At 70.5% G+C, this 12,740-nt stretch carries 11 protein-coding genes; 5 read left to right on the top strand and 6 right to left on the bottom strand.

Annotated features, from left to right (window positions below):
• Window positions 1-34 precede the first annotated feature (34 nt).
• The gene (locus ACTWPV_RS14130; protein ID WP_443152083.1) at window positions 35-2,539 is read left to right on the top strand and encodes a polysaccharide lyase family 8 super-sandwich domain-containing protein; all 2,505 of its coding nucleotides are present in this window, start codon (window positions 35-37) and stop codon (window positions 2,537-2,539) included.
• 85 nt (window positions 2,540-2,624) lie between these two features.
• Here ACTWPV_RS14130 and ACTWPV_RS14125 read toward each other — a convergent pair whose 3' ends face one another.
• From ACTWPV_RS14125 to ACTWPV_RS14110, 4 genes are all read right to left on the bottom strand, one after another.
• On the bottom strand, window positions 2,625-4,259 hold the full coding sequence (locus ACTWPV_RS14125) for a BCCT family transporter (protein WP_443152082.1): 1,635 nt from the start codon (window positions 4,257-4,259) through the stop codon (window positions 2,625-2,627).
• A gap of 327 nt (window positions 4,260-4,586) precedes the next feature.
• Window positions 4,587-5,072: a GNAT family N-acetyltransferase gene (locus ACTWPV_RS14120; protein WP_443152081.1), complete on the bottom strand. Its 486-nt coding sequence runs from the start codon at window positions 5,070-5,072 to the stop codon at window positions 4,587-4,589.
• A 25-nt stretch (window positions 5,073-5,097) separates the two neighbouring features.
• On the bottom strand, window positions 5,098-5,502 hold the full coding sequence (locus tag ACTWPV_RS14115; RefSeq protein WP_443152080.1) for a hypothetical protein: 405 nt from the start codon (window positions 5,500-5,502) through the stop codon (window positions 5,098-5,100).
• Between the two features lie 117 nt (window positions 5,503-5,619).
• The gene (locus tag ACTWPV_RS14110) at window positions 5,620-7,191 is read right to left on the bottom strand and encodes an alpha/beta fold hydrolase (protein WP_443152079.1); all 1,572 of its coding nucleotides are present in this window, start codon (window positions 7,189-7,191) and stop codon (window positions 5,620-5,622) included.
• A 179-nt stretch (window positions 7,192-7,370) separates the two neighbouring features.
• On the opposite strand from ACTWPV_RS14110, the gene ACTWPV_RS14105 reads away from it, so the two are divergent.
• The gene (locus tag ACTWPV_RS14105; protein ID WP_347645691.1) at window positions 7,371-7,913 is read left to right on the top strand and encodes an MOSC domain-containing protein; all 543 of its coding nucleotides are present in this window, start codon (window positions 7,371-7,373) and stop codon (window positions 7,911-7,913) included.
• A gap of 12 nt (window positions 7,914-7,925) precedes the next feature.
• On the opposite strand, the gene ACTWPV_RS14100 is transcribed toward ACTWPV_RS14105, so the two are convergent.
• Window positions 7,926-8,483: a YceI family protein gene (locus tag ACTWPV_RS14100; protein WP_443152078.1), complete on the bottom strand. Its 558-nt coding sequence runs from the start codon at window positions 8,481-8,483 to the stop codon at window positions 7,926-7,928.
• Between the two features lie 138 nt (window positions 8,484-8,621).
• On the opposite strand from ACTWPV_RS14100, the gene ACTWPV_RS14095 reads away from it, so the two are divergent.
• Together ACTWPV_RS14095 and ACTWPV_RS14090 are read left to right on the top strand one after the other, a co-directional pair.
• Window positions 8,622-9,788, top strand: a complete 1,167-nt coding sequence (locus ACTWPV_RS14095; RefSeq protein ID WP_443152077.1) for an acyl-CoA dehydrogenase family protein — start codon at window positions 8,622-8,624, stop codon at window positions 9,786-9,788.
• A gap of 84 nt (window positions 9,789-9,872) precedes the next feature.
• Window positions 9,873-10,724, top strand: coding sequence for an alpha/beta fold hydrolase (locus ACTWPV_RS14090; protein ID WP_443152076.1), 852 nt, complete (start codon window positions 9,873-9,875; stop codon window positions 10,722-10,724).
• A 56-nt stretch (window positions 10,725-10,780) separates the two neighbouring features.
• On the opposite strand, the gene ACTWPV_RS14085 is transcribed toward ACTWPV_RS14090, so the two are convergent.
• Window positions 10,781-11,176, bottom strand: coding sequence for a hypothetical protein (locus ACTWPV_RS14085; RefSeq protein WP_443152075.1), 396 nt, complete (start codon window positions 11,174-11,176; stop codon window positions 10,781-10,783).
• 209 nt (window positions 11,177-11,385) lie between these two features.
• On the opposite strand from ACTWPV_RS14085, the gene ACTWPV_RS14080 reads away from it, so the two are divergent.
• Window positions 11,386-12,723: a protein kinase domain-containing protein gene (locus tag ACTWPV_RS14080; RefSeq protein WP_443152074.1), complete on the top strand. Its 1,338-nt coding sequence runs from the start codon at window positions 11,386-11,388 to the stop codon at window positions 12,721-12,723.
• Window positions 12,724-12,740: the final 17 nt, after the last annotated feature.

Here is a 12,740-nt window from a genome sequence, read left to right as displayed (position 1 = left end):
ACCCCCCAATGGCATGGAGCCCGCAGTGCCGCACATGTCCCGTCGTCAGATCCTCTCCCTCCTCCCGGCCGCCGGCCTGCTCGCGATGGCAGCCGCTCCCTTGCGTGCCGCCGCCGCGTCGGCGACCGATCACGCACGGCTGCTCGCCAACACCGTGGCGACCTTCGCGGGGACCGCGGAGGTCAACGCCCGCCCCGAGGTCGCCGGCAAGCTGGCGGCGATGCTCGACACCGCCAGGCGCCGGCTGGCCGCGATGGACCAGGCGGGTGACGGCGAGCTGTTCGCCGGCCTGGCGCTCGGCACCGACGACGCCAACCTGCGCTCGGCCTACCAGTACCTGTACGAGATCGCGCTCGCGACCCGCAGCCCCGGCGGCGAGCTCGACGGTGACGCCGCCGTCCAGCGCCGGGTCGTCGACGGGCTCCAGTGGCTGCACGAGCACTACTTCGGCGACCAGTCGAAGGGCTACTACGGCAACTGGCACAGCTGGGAGATCGGCATCCCCACCCACGTAAGCAGGACGCTGGTCCTGCTGGACGAGCTGGTGCGGGAAACGCGCCCCGATCTGACGGCCACGTACATCGCCTCGATGGACGCCTACCTGCGCAACGGCAAGGACGGCGACGTCGACCTCGACTCGCGCTTCCACACCGGGGCCAACCTGGCCGACATCACCGGCAACCGCATCCTGCAGGGCGCGCTCACCGGCGACGACGCCCGCGTCTCCAAGGCCATCTCCGACCAGGCCACCGTCTTCGCCACGATCGACCCCTACGACCTGCAGCACGGAGTCACCGACGGCTACTACCACGACGGCTCCTTCATCCAGCACCACTCGGTCGCCTACACCGGCTCCTACGGGCGTGCCCTGCTGACCCGCGTGGTGCAGACCCTCAGGACGCTCGAAGGCGCGACGAGCGGCGGCGGCTCCGACCTGGCCGGCGTGGTCCACCGCTGGGTCTCCGACGGCTTCGCCCCGCTGATCTTCGAGGGGTGGATGATGGAGATCGTCAAGGGGCGGGCGGTCTCGCGGACGAACACCGGCTACTCCGACGTCCAGGTGATCGTGGAGGCCATCGCCGACCTGGCCGACCACGTCGAGGGCGACGGCTCGCAGGCACTGAAGAGATACGTCAAGTTCCTGCCGGAGGCCGACACCGGCACGTTCGTCTCCCCGGTCAGCATCGCCCGCTACGCGGCCATCCGCGCCGACTCCGCCATCCCGGCGGCCGACCTGAACCCGCCCGAGCGTTCGGTGGCGTTCAACTCGATGGACAGGACCGTGCACCGCCGCCCCGGTTACGCCTTCGCGCTGGCGCGCAGCTCCGACCGGATCAGCAAGTACGAGTACATGAACGGCGAGAACCTCATGCCCTGGTTCCAGGGTGACGGCGCCTACTACCTCTACCTCTCGGGCGAGGACCAGCGCGACGTCTTCGGCGTCGACTACTACACGGCCGTCTCGCCGTACCGGCTGGCCGGGATCACCGCGCCGGAGGAGGAGCGGCGCACGGTCCCCGACCTGTACGGGCGGTTCTGGTACGAGAACCCGGACCATCCGCTCAACTTCACCTCCTCCTCGGAGTCGCAGAACACCTACGTCTACTTCCCCCTGGCCGGCAACGCCTTCTCCGGCGGCGCCACGCTCGGCGCGTACGGCGTGGCCGGCATGGTGCAGTCGGACGACGCCGCCTACACCGCCAAGCAGCGGGGCGTCCTGCCCGACGACTTCGTCGTCTACCGCAACGCCCGCGCGACCAAGTCGTGGTTCATGTTCGACGACGAGATCGTGGTGCTGGCCGCGGACGTCTCGGGCCAGGGCCGCCGCGCCGCGGTGACCACCGTGGACAGCCGCATCGCCGCTCCCGGGGACGCGGTCGTGCTGACCGGCGAGGGCTGGCGTGGCGGGTCCTGGCGGGCGGGCGACACGTCGCCGCCGCGCTGGTTGCGGTACGCCAACGACACCCGCCGCACGTCGGTCGGATACGCCTTCCTCACCCGGCAGCCCGTCTCCGCCGGCCTGGAGACGGTGACCCGCAGCCGCAGGGCCGTGCGGGCGAGCAATCCCGACACGAGTGTGACCAAGAACGTCTTCACCGCCTCCATCGCCCATCCGGCCGCCGGCGGGGTCTCGGCCGTGGCCTACGCCCTGGTCCCGAACGCGACGGAGGCCCGCCTGCGCGGCTACGCGGACGGCCCGCTCACCGTGCTGGCCAACGACCGGCGCCTGCAGGCGGTCAAGCACGAGCAGCTCGGGATCGTCGCCGCCAACGTCTTCGGCGGCGGCCCGCGCCACGCGGAGCGCCTGCTCGTCGACGGCCCCGCCTCGGTCATCGTCCGGAGCGGCGAGCGCACGGTCGTCGCCCTGTCCGACCCCACGATGAAACGCGACCACGTCACGGTCGTCCTGCGCGGCCGGCCCCTCCGCCTGGACACCGCCGACGAGGGTGTGACGGTGAGCCGCGTGCCGGGCGGCACCCAGGTCCGGGCGGCGACCCGTCACGCACACGGACGCACCTTCACCGCCACCTTGCGCTGACCTGATCGCCTGGATGATCAGCGCCCCTCCATGAGAAGACGACGCCTCCCGGTCGCCACCGGGAGGCGTCGTTTCTTCGGTGGAGCTACTTCTCGCTCGGCGTGCCGCCGGCGGCCTTGGCGTCCTCGGCGTTGTCGCCGTTGGCGCCGATGACCGCGAGTTCGAACTCGCCGTCGTAGAGCTCGTGGCCGGTGATGACGGCCGACTCCACGGCCTCCTCGCCACGCTGACCGCGCAGGATCAGCGGGTCGTGCCGCAGGTCACGCGTGAGCGCCACGCACATGCCCGCCATCACCACCATGAACGGCACCGCGGCCAGAATGGTCAGGTTTTTCAGTCCGGTGAGCGCCGCGTCGCCGCCGCCGCCGATCAGCAGCATGATGGCCGCGACCGCGCCGGTCAGCACGCCCCAGACGATCACGACGACCCGGCTGGGCTCCATGGTGCCGCGCTGCGAGAGCGTGCCCATGACGATCGAGGCGGCGTCCGCCCCGGAGACGAAGAAGATGCCGACCAGGATCATCACGAGCAGGGTCGTGGCGCCCGCCAGGGGGTATTCGTTGAGCAGCGCGAACAGCTGGCCCTCCGCGGTGGCTTCGCGGGTCAGGCCCGCGCCGCCGGCCTCCTGGTTCATCGCCGTGCCGCCGAAGACCGCGAACCAGACCAGGCTGACCACGCTGGGCACCAGGATCACGCCGCCGACGAACTGCCGGATGGTGCGGCCCCGGCTGATGCGGGCGATGAACATGCCGACGAAGGGCGTCCAGGAGATCCACCACGCCCAGTAGAACACCGACCAGCCCGACAGCCAGGTGGCGACCTCTTCGCCGCCGCTGGCCTCGGTGCGGGCCGCCATCTGGGCCAGATCACCGATGAACGAGCCGACGGAGGTGGGAATGAGGTTCAGGATCAGCACGGTCGGGCCGACCAGGAAGATGAACACGACCAGCACCAGCGCCAGCACCATGTTGGTGTTGGACAACCACTGGATGCCCTTCTCCACGCCGGAGACCGCCGACAACACGAACGCCGCCGTCAGCACCGCGATGATCACGATGAGCAGGGTCTCGCCGACCTCCGACATCCAGCCGACCTCCTTGACGCCGCTGCCGATCTGCAGCGCGCCGAGGCCGAGCGAGGCGGCCGAGCCGAACAGGGTGGCGAAGATGGCCAGGATGTCGATGACCTTGCCGACGGCTCCGTTGGCGTGCCGCTCGCCGATCAGCGGGGTGAACACCGCACTGATCGTCTGCCGCCGGCCGCGGCGGAAACACCCGTAGGCGATGGCCAGACCAACCACGGCGTAGATCGACCACGGATGCAGCGTCCAGTGGAAGAGCGTGGTGGCCAGCGAGGTCTCCATCCGCTGCGCCGCGGCCGCGGTGGCCTCCTGCGTGCCGGGCGGAGGCTCGGCGAAGTGCGTGAGCGGCTCGTTGACCCCGTAGAACATCAGGCCGATGCCCATGCCCGCGCTGAACATCATCGCGATCCAGGACACCGTCCTGAACTCGGGCTCCTCGCCCTCCTGGCCCAGGGTGATCTTGCCGTACTTGCTGAACGCCAGCCAGAGCACGAACACCACGAAGCCCGAGGCGGCGAGCACGAATGCCCAGCCCAGGTTGTGCATCGTCCAGTCGAGCATGGAGGTCGACACGCCCTCCAGCGTGTCGGTGGCGACCGCTCCCCAGATGACGAAGGCAAGGGTGAGCGCAGCGGCCACCCCGAACACCACCCAGTCCGTCCGGGGTGGGAAGGCGGCTTTGATTCCTCCCGAGGTATCCATGATTTTTCCGGTGTCCTGTGGTTGCTGTTCCACGAGTTCCTCTCGGCCTTCTCTCGTGTACGCGTCCGTGTTCGAGTACGTGTCCGTCTCGGATACGTACGGACTGCTCACACGACGTTACCGAATGATCTTCGAACGACCAAAAAAACTATTACAATCGGTCAAACGCCGTAAACCTTTGTTCATGATCAAGCGTCCCCTGATATCACGGTGATCCGCGCCCGTGACTTCTTCGTTAGGGACGGCCGGCCGTGCTCGCCGTGCTCAGCGTTCCCAGCGGATCTCGCCGTCGTGCAACCGTCCGGTCGATCGCAGACCCGCGGCCGCGGCGACGGCGGCCGAGGCCGCGTGGCCGGGATGGATGTGCGCGACGATCGTGCCCATCCCCTGCCCCACCAGCCGGCATACCAACGCCTTCGCCGCCTCCGTGGCCAGGCCGCGCCCCTGCCACGGGGTGCCGATCACCCAGGCGATCTCGGCGGTCCGCCCCTCGACCGTGGCCTGCACGTAGCCGGTGAGGCACTCTTCCTCCCGCGACCACACCACCCAGTTGCGCCAGCCAGGCGGCCCGGCCACCAGCCGCTCGTAGCGGGCGCGCAACTCCTGCGCGGTGAGCGGGACGCCGCCGGTGAAGGCGTGCAGGGCGGGGTCGGACAGCACGGCGGCCATCTCGTCGGCGTGCTCGACGCGCAGCGGGCGCAGGGCGAGGCGCGGTGTCTCGATGCTCTCCACGCGCCACCCCTCACCCATGGCGGCTCACCCTACTCCCTGGGTGTCAATCGTGGGCGTACGACAGGATGACGGCCTCCACCAGCAGCGTCATCTGGTTCTCCGTATAACAGTCGGCCTGGTGGACGGCGAGCTCCGCGCCGCAGGCCGCGCAGACGAGGTTGGGGCCCGTGGTCCCGCTGATCCCGCAGCAGCCGGTGAGCCGGGAGATGTCCGGATGCGGCCGCATGCCGACGGCGTCGTCGGGATGGATGACCAGGCCGGGATGCTCATCCGAGAGCTCGTGGGGGTGGTGGTTGGCCGCGTACGTCCCGCGCGGCATCCGCGGCTGCTTGATCCTTTCGTACCACACGGTCGCGTCGACCGGCTGCTCCTTGTACGGGGGCAGCGGGATCTTCCGCACGGACAGGGTGATCGGGTTACGGCATGCGAAGCAGAGGAAACACGCCACACCGCGACGATACGCCGCCGCCCAGTGTCTATGTGGCGGCAGAACACAAAGAGGGCGGCATCCGGAGATGCCGCCCTCAAGAGGGCCGCGCCGTTCAGCTCGGCGCGGGCCGGCGCTTCAGCGCCGAGCTGCCGCGGACGCGACCGGGCTGCCCCACTTGAGCCCGTCCGTCGGCCACACCTCCTTCTTCAACATCCTGAGCGTCGGGTCGGTGCCGCCGACCTCGCAGCGGGCGCCCTTCTTCGGCATCTTCAACGAGATCAGGTACTCGTCGAAGGGCACGGTGCTGCACCTGTCCTTGCCGTAGATGCGGTGGCCCCAGCCCTCGTAGGTGAGGAGCGTGGCCTTGGAGCCGAACTGGCGGGCCACGTTGGCGGACCAGATCCACGGGGTGGAGGGGTCGTGGATCGAGTTGCCCAGCAGGATCGGGGCGTCACCCGTGTACCGCAGCCGGTGCTGCGGGTTGTTGGTGGGGTGGCCCAGGCACACGGGCAGGTCCTCGACCGGCATCGGGTTGAGGCGCATGTCGGGGGCGATGCGGGAGGAGATCTTCATCAGCGCGGCGTACTCCCGGTAGTTGCGCACCGGCAGCTTGTAGTCCTCGCAGAGGATCGTCGTGTTCAGCTCGACGGTCTCCCCCGACACCGGCTGCCGCCCGGGCAGCGGCGGCACCTCGTCCGGCAGCGGGCCGCCGTCCAGGGCGTTGAGCATCTGGCTGAGCAGCTGCCAGGCCGGGCCCTCCGTGCCGAGCACGCCCTGCCACAGGACCTGGATCTCGGTCATCGGACGGTCCTTGACGCCCGGGTAATAGAGCTTGCCGTCACGCGCCTTCTTCAGCAGCCGCTCCCACACCTCACGGACGTCCTTGCCGTGCAGGGCGCACGCGGTCTCCTGCTCGCACCAGCCGACGAACTGGTCGAACGCGTCCTCCACGGCTGCGGCCTCGGTGGTCAGGAACGCCGCGACGCCGAGGCTGTGGTCCATGTTGCTGTCGAGCGCCATGGTCCTGATGTTGTCCGGGAACAGCTCGGCGTACATCTGGCCGATCAGCGTGCCGTACGAGATGCCGTAGAAGTTGAGCTTGCCCTCGCCGAGGGCGGCGCGGATGGCTTCGACGTCACGGGCCACGCTGACCGAGTCGACGTGGTCGTAGAGGGAGCCGGTGCGCTGCCGGCAGTCCTCGCGCAGCTCCTTGGCGAACGCCGTCCACTTGTCGAAGTCGGCCTGGCTCTTCATGACGGCGTACGGGAACTTGTTGTACACCGACGCCGAGCAGGTCACCGGATGGCTGCGGCCCACGCCCCGGGGGTCGAAACCGACGATGTCGAAGTGCTTGCGCAGGTCTTCGGTGTAGGAGCCGGGGGCGGCGTAGACGGCCTCGACGCCGGATCCGCCGGGGCCACCGGGGTTGATCACGAGGGATCCGACGCGGGCCTGCGGGTCGAGGGCCTTGCGGCGGGCGAGGGAGATCTCGACCTTGGGTCCGTTCCGCTTGGACCAGTCGATCGGCACGGCGAGCTTGCCGCACTCGGCTTCCGGCTCCTCCTCGCAGGGCGCCCAGGTGATGCCGCCCTTGACGGCGACCCCTGTGGCCCCGTCCGCGGCGGCCGCCGCTCCGGCCGTCGAAAGAGGTAACAGCGCCGCCAGCACCGTGAATGCGGCGGCGAGCAGGGAAGATCGTCTTCGCACGTTGCTCCAATCGTCACGCGATCAGCCGGCCGCTCGCGCGGCACACGGCCAGGCCTGATCATCCCGGCTCGCAGCGGCGTGTGTGGCAAAGCTGAGAAATTTGGCGCAAAGTGCTCCCTTTTCGGCATCTGCCACACTGGCCTTTCCAGCGATCCACGCCACACGGGGGACAGAACCGGATGAACGGGACGGTCACGGCGGTCAGCAGCAACGGCGAATACTCCTTCACCAAGCCGAACCGGGAGAGCATCACCCTGATCGCCGGCCTAGGGGTGGAAGGCGACGTGCACGCGGGCGTGACCGTCAAGCACCGCTCCCGGGTGGCCCAGGACCCCACCCAGCCCAACCTGCGCCAGGTGCACCTCATCCACGAGGAGCTGTTCGCGGAACTGGGCGAGGCCGGCTACACGGTCAGGCCGGGCGAGCTCGGCGAGAACGTCACCACCAGCGGCATCGACCTGCTCGGCCTGCCGGCCGGCACGCTGTTGCACGTCGGCGAGCAGGCCGTCGTGGAGGTCACCGGGCTGCGCAACCCCTGCGTGCAGATCGACAACTTCCAGGACGGCCTGCTCAAGCAGGTCGTCGGCCGCGACCAGGCGGGCAACCTGGTACGCAAGACCGGCGTCATGAGCGTCGTCAGGACGGGCGGCGTCGTGCGCCCGGGCGACCCGGTCAAGGTGGAGCTCCCGGCCGGGCCCCATCGCCCGCTCGACCGCGTCTGAGCCCGGCCCGCCTCAGAGCTCCTTCGGCACGAGGCCGACGTCGAAGCGCACCTCGACCTCGTCGCTGAGCTTGAGCGCGCCGAACAACGCCGAATAGGGCCGGATGCCCCACCGGGACTGCACGATGACCGCCGAGCCGCGCACCCGGCCCTCGGCCAGCGAGCCGCGCACCTCGGCCGGCCGCGTGACACCGACGAGGGTGAGCTCGCCCTCGACGCGGAACTCCTCCGCGCTTCCCTCGACCCGCGTCGACCGGAACGTGATCGTCGGGTGGCGCCGGGTGTGCAGGACCTTCTCGCCCAGGATCTTCCCGATCTCCCGGCGATCCGACTCCTTGAGCGGCTTGACGCCGCCCGTCCCCTGCCTGACGACGAGCGAATCCGCGTCGACCTCGACGCTCACCGAGGAACCGGCCGGATCGGCGGGATCGACAGCGGCCTCGCCGTGCCAGCGGGTCACCTCGATCGTGAGGTCATGCCCGGCCTTGGCGCCCAGCCCGGTGCGGGTCGTGTGCACCAGCAGCTGCCCGGACTCGGGCCCCAGCCCGTAGCCACCAGCGGAAACGTCCATAGTGCCAGGTTAGCCCCGCGTCGTACGCCCGCCGCGGCCCGGCGTGCCGGCCTCGCCCGCCCCGGCGGCTGGACAAGGAGCGGCTGGCGTGATCTGACAGAGAGGAGTGCCAGCGATCACGGACAGGAGCACCTGGAGATGAGCGATACACGGCGACTGCACACCGCCGGCGCCAACCTGTTGGAGCGAGCCCGCGACCTGCGCCCCCTGATCGAGCGCGAGGCGGACGCGGCGGAGGCGCAGGGCAGGCTCACCACATCCGTCATGGACGCCCTGCACGAGGCAGGACTTTTCGGCGTATGGGTGCCCGTTCCCCTAGGCGGCGCCGAATCGTCCCCCCGGGAACTGATCGCCGTCTTCGAGGAGCTGTCGTACGCCGACCCCTCGACGGGCTGGGTGGTCATGGCCACCACCCTCGAGAACGGCACGGCCGGGGCCTACCTGGGTGACGACGCCGTCGAACGCATCTTCGCCGGCCCGCGGATGCCGCTCGTCGCGGGCCAGGGCACCAGGCCGGGCACCGCCGTACGCGAGAACGGTGGGTTCCGGCTCAGCGGGCAGTGGAGTTTCGCCTCTGGCATGCTGCACGCGCAGTACGCCCACAGCCTCGGCGCCGTCGAGGGCTCCGACGAGGTGCGGATCTTCATCACCCCGCTGGACGACGTCAAGATGCTCGGCAACTGGGACGTCCTGGGCCTGCGCGCCACGGGCAGCATCGACTACGCCATCGACGGAGCCTTCGTACCGGAGTCGCAGTCGCACGTCTTCACCCAGAACGAGCCGCTGCGCGGCGGCGCGCTCTACCGGCTCGGCCTGGTCGACCAGGCGCTGATCTGCCACTCCGGCTGGGCGCTCGGCGTCGGCCGCCGGCTCCTCGACGAGCTGGTCCGGAACGCGGGGGCGCGGGCGGGACGGCCCGGCCAGCTCGCCGGCAGTGACGCCTTCCACACCGGCTTCGCCCGGGCGGAGGCGGCGTTCCGCGCGGCCAAGGCCCTGGTGCACGAGACGTGGGACGACGTGGAAGGCACCCTGGATGCGGGCCGCACGCTCGACGTACGCCAGGAGACGATGGTGCGGCTGGCGCTCAACCACGTCACCTCGACGATCGCCGAGGTGTCCCGGTTCGTCTACGCGTCGGGCGGCACCTCGGCGCTGCGCGACGGGCTGGTGCAGCGGCTGTTCAGGGACGCCCACGCCGGCACCGCGCACATCACCTCGGGGCCGCAGGTGCTCAAGGAGTGTGGCCGCGAGCTGGCCGGGCTGGCTCCCGGCGAGTCGTGGGAGGTGTTCGGCCTGCGGGCGTAGCTTTCCAGAACCGGTTTCCGCGGGACCGATGAGTTCCGCCGCCGCCGCGGGTCTTCATCACCGAAGTCGAGAAAGGACGGACTCATGGCCCACACCCTTGAGGTGCCCGGCGGCACTCTGCACTACGACGTACGGGAGGGCGAGCCGAGCGGCGCGCCGATGTTGCTGATGATCGGTTCCCCGATGGACGCCAGCGGCTTCACCGGCCTGGCCGCCCGTTTCCGCGACCGCACGGTGGTCACCTACGACCCGCGCGGGAGCGGCCGCAGCACCTGCACCGGCGGCGGCGAGTCGACGCCCGAGCAGCACGCCGACGACCTGCACCGGCTGATCGACGCGCTCGGCGGAGGGCCGGTGGACATCTTCGCCAGCAGTGGCGGCGCCGTCAACGGGCTGGCGCTGGTGGCCAGACACCCCGGCCAGGTACGTACGCTCGTCGCGCACGAACCGCCGGCCGTCCAGGTGCTGCCGGACCGGGAACGGGCGCTGGCCGCCGTGACCGGCATCCGCCGCAGCTACGACCGGCACGGGTTCGGAGCGGCGATGGCGAAGTTCATCGCGGTCACGGGCCTGCACGGCGAGATCCCCGACGGCTTCGACGACCAGCCCGTGCAGAGCCCCGCCGAGCTCGGGCTGCCGGCGGAGGACGACGGTTCCCGGGACGATGTGATGTTCGCGCAGAACCTGGTGACCTGTACGCACCACGAGCATGACTTCGAGGCGCTGCGCGCCGCCTCGGCCCGCGTGGTCATCGGCGTCGGAGCGGAGAGCGAGGGCCAGTTGTGCTATCGCGCGGGCGTGGCCGTCGCCGCACGCCTCGGCACGGAGCCGGTCGTCTTCCCCAGCCACCACGCCGGGTTCCTCGACGGCGAGTTCGGCATGAAGGGCGATCCGGAGGCCTTCGCCGCCACGCTGCGCCAGGTCCTGGCCGCATAGACGCGGGAGGCCCGTCGTGCCGGCGCCGCCCGGACCGTGGCGCCGGCCGGCCGTTCCTAGTAGATGCGGTACTTCTTGCCGCAGTTGTCGAACTTGCCGGCCCAGCAGGTGAACGTGTACACCTTCTTGATCCCGTGACCCTGCCAGGCGCCGGTGACCTTGCCGTCCCACGCCTTGTTGAACCTCTTCCAGTGGCCGCCCTGGTAGACCTCGAACCACACCCACGCCTGCTTGCCACCGCGCTTGTCGACGCCGTGCCACTTCGTGAAGACCTTGCCGTGGCTCTTCCACGTCCTGCCGAACGTGTACGCCTTGTGATCGCTGGAGAAGAACTTCCCCCAGCTCACCGTGGTCGAGGTGGTGGTGGCCGCCTGGGCCGCCGCCGGCGCCAGGGACAGGCCGGTGACCGCCATCGAACCGGCCAGAGCCGCGACCGTCAGAGCCTTACGCATGCAGATCTCCTCCTTCGTCAGGTGCCTTCGGGGATTCCGTCCGGCACGGCACTGACTCTAGGAAGGACGTCTGCGATCAACTGTGCACGAATCCACACACCCCATGTGATGGGCGCCACACATCACCCCGTCCGCGGGATCGTAACGGATGCGCAACGGTGTGTGACGAAGTCGTGGTCCGCGGATCTTGATCGGGTAGTTCTGCCGACATGTCGGTTTCGCCCTATGAAGGATGGTTGCTGGCCGGGCGATACCGGCTGCTGGCCGAGCTGGGCCGGGGCGGCATGGGCACGGTCTGGCGCGGCCACGACGAGCTCCTCGACCGTCAGGTCGCGGTCAAGGAACTCAGCCTGCCCCACCGGCCAGGACCCGAGCGGGAGGTCCTGCTGGGGCGCACCATGCGCGAGGCCCGCCTGTCCGCCCGGCTGAGCCATCCGAACATCGCCATCGTGTACGACGTGGTGGAGGCCGACGAGCGGCCGTGGATCGTCCTGCAGTACGTGCCTTCCCGCAGCCTGGACGACGTGGTCAGGGAACGGGGACCGCTGCCCGCCACCACCGTGGCGCGCGTCGGGCTGGAACTGCTGGACGCGCTGCGCGCCGCGCACGCGAAGGGCATCGTGCACCGCGACGTCAAGCCCGCGAACGTGCTGATGTCCGACGACGGCCACGCCGTGCTGACCGACTTCGGGCTGGCCACCACGCTGGACGACCAGGCACACCTCACGCGGGAGGGCATCGTGCTCGGCACGCCCGCCTACCTCGCCCCCGAACGGGCGCGCGGCGGGCCCTCCACCCCGCAGTCCGATCTGTGGTCGCTGGGCGCCACCCTGTACGAGGCCGTCGAGGGCCGCTCCCCCTTCGGCAACAGCGGCGCGCTGGCCACCCTGAGCGCGGTGCTCACCAGCAGCCCCGCCCCGTTGCGGCAGGCAGGGCCGCTCGCCCCGGTCATCACCGGCCTGCTGGACAAGGACCCCGGGCGCCGCATCGGAACCGCCGAAGCCCACCGGGAACTGCTCCGGGTGGCGGAGCACGAGCAGCCGGCCCACCACGAGACCGCTCCGAGCCGGGCCGAGCCCGCATCCCTCGTCGCTGACAACGGCGCCCTCTTCCCCATCCCGGCCCTGGGCTCCCGCCCCCGGGCGGCCACGCACGGACGGTGGCGGCAGGCGGCCGCCATGACCGCCCTGATCGTCGCGGTGCTCGCCACGACCTCCTGGCCCGATGGGGAGGTCGCCGGCCCTCGCCACGAGACGCCACGCGCCGAACCCGTCACGCATCCGGCGCCGCAGCCCAGCAGCGCGCTGCACGCCTACCGCGCGTCAGCCGACAGGCCACCCGAAGACGCCCCCTCCCGAACCGCGCGACCATCCGGCCACCCGTCCCGGACCGCCCAGCCGCGCGGCAACCCGTCCCGGACCGCGCAGCCGCGCTCCACCGGCGCGTGGCGCTCGGGGCGCCTGCCGCCGGGGCTGGCCAAGAAGGGCGGCAGGGCCAAGGAGGCCACGTACGGAAAGCCCGGCAACGGCTGGGGACGCGGCCGCTGAGCGGATGTCCGGCGTCC

This window comes from Nonomuraea sp. KM88 (assembly GCF_052245635.1).
GTDB lineage: Bacteria > Actinomycetota > Actinomycetes > Streptosporangiales > Streptosporangiaceae > Nonomuraea.
Note: the sequence above shows the minus strand (reverse complement) of the source record. Positions and strands in the feature narration are given on the sequence as shown.

Excerpts from the sequence above, each read along its gene's own strand:
- ACTWPV_RS14130 (WP_443152083.1), top strand. The coding sequence starts at position 35 with ATGTCCCGTCGTCAGATCCTCTCCCTCCTCCCGGCCGCCGGCCTGCTC.
- ACTWPV_RS14120 (WP_443152081.1), bottom strand. The coding sequence starts at position 5,072 with ATGGGTGAGGGGTGGCGCGTGGAGAGCATCGAGACACCGCGCCTCGCC.
- ACTWPV_RS14105 (WP_347645691.1), top strand. The coding sequence starts at position 7,371 with ATGAACGGGACGGTCACGGCGGTCAGCAGCAACGGCGAATACTCCTTC.
- ACTWPV_RS14100 (WP_443152078.1), bottom strand. The coding sequence starts at position 8,483 with ATGGACGTTTCCGCTGGTGGCTACGGGCTGGGGCCCGAGTCCGGGCAG.
- ACTWPV_RS14095 (WP_443152077.1), top strand. The coding sequence starts at position 8,622 with ATGAGCGATACACGGCGACTGCACACCGCCGGCGCCAACCTGTTGGAG.
- ACTWPV_RS14090 (WP_443152076.1), top strand. The coding sequence starts at position 9,873 with ATGGCCCACACCCTTGAGGTGCCCGGCGGCACTCTGCACTACGACGTA.
- ACTWPV_RS14085 (WP_443152075.1), bottom strand. The coding sequence starts at position 11,176 with ATGCGTAAGGCTCTGACGGTCGCGGCTCTGGCCGGTTCGATGGCGGTC.
- ACTWPV_RS14080 (WP_443152074.1), top strand. The coding sequence starts at position 11,386 with ATGTCGGTTTCGCCCTATGAAGGATGGTTGCTGGCCGGGCGATACCGG.